General features: G+C 69.0%; 2 protein-coding genes. Both read left to right on the forward strand.

Annotated features, from left to right (window positions below; all coding sequences use genetic code 11):
- Positions 1-695 (forward strand): 2-dehydro-3-deoxygalactonokinase (locus PFH44_RS27710; RefSeq protein WP_283826858.1); only part of this gene is annotated, 695 nt, incomplete at its 5' end.
- Positions 682-1,275: 2-dehydro-3-deoxy-6-phosphogalactonate aldolase (locus PFH44_RS27715; protein WP_283826859.1), on the forward strand; the 594-nt coding region annotated here is incomplete at its 3' end. The genes PFH44_RS27710 and PFH44_RS27715, both read left to right, overlap by 14 nt.

Here is a 1,275-nt window from a genome sequence, read left to right on the forward strand (position 1 = left end):
TCCCGGGGGTGATGGCCGGGATGGTCGGCAGCGACGCCGGCTGGTGCCCGGTCCCGTACCTGGCCTGTCCCGCCGCCATCGACGCGCCGGGATGCCGGCTGTTCGGCGTCGCCGAAAACGTGTGGATTGTGCCCGGTCTCAAGGTCGAGCTGGCCGGGGAGTACGGCGTGATGCGCGGGGAAGAGACCCAGCTGCGGGGGGCCGGGCAAATCGCCCCCGCCGATTGCTACATTATGCCGGGCACCCACAGCAAGTGGGTGCGGGTAGAGCGCGGAGTCGTGCAGCATTTCTCCACCGCCATGACCGGCGAGCTGCATCATCTGCTGCTGAGCCAGTCGCTGATTGGCAGGCAGCTTCCCGAGCAGCGGCCGGACGACGCCGCTTTTGAGCTGGGGCTGGAAAAAGGCCTGGCCTCGCCGCTGGCGGGCGAGCTGTTTACCGCCCGCGCCGCCCGGCTGCTGGGGGCGCTGGCGCCGGCTTCGGTCAGCGACTATCTCTCCGGGCTGCTGATTGGCGCCGAGGTGGCGGCCTTTGGCGATCGCTATCGCAGCGCCGCCGTCACCCTGGTGGGCGATCCGGGGCTGACTGCCCGCTACCAGCGGGCAATGTCGGCGCAAGGTCGGGTCGTGAAGAGCTGCAGCGGCGATGAGGCATTTTTGAGCGGTATGGCGAGGATAATGGATGAACGCAGTTAAGCTGGTCGCGATTTTGCGCGGTATTGGCCCCGCAGAGGCGGCGGAACACGTTGAGACGCTGGTGGACGCCGGTTTTCGCTATATTGAAATCCCGCTGAACTCACCGGACTGGCAGCAGAGTATTCCGCAGACGGTCGGCCGCTTTGCCGACCGGGCGGTGATTGGCGCGGGGACGGTGCTTAACGTCGGGCAGGTGGATTTTCTCGCCGCGGCGGGGGCGAAGCTGGTGGTGACGCCGAATACGCAGCCGGCGGTGATCCGCCGGGCGGTGGCGCAGGGGATGCTGGTCTGCGCCGGATGCGCTACCGCGACCGAGGCGTTTAACGCCCTGGACGCCGGCGCGCAGTGGCTGAAAATCTTTCCCTCCTCCGCGTTTGGCCCCGACTATATTCGGGCGCTGAAGGCGGTGCTGCCCCCGGAGGTGCCGGTGCTGGCGGTGGGGGGCGTGACGCCGGATAACCTCGCCGCCTGGGTGCAGGCCGGGTGCGCCGGCGCGGGGCTGGGGAGCGATCTCTACCGCGCCGGGCAGTCGCCGGCGCGCACCCGCGAGCAGGCGCAGCGCTTTATTGCTGCCGGCCGG

Source organism: Klebsiella sp. Ech2A (assembly GCF_030078455.1).
GTDB classification, from domain to species: Bacteria; Pseudomonadota; Gammaproteobacteria; order Enterobacterales; family Enterobacteriaceae; genus Klebsiella; species Klebsiella terrigena.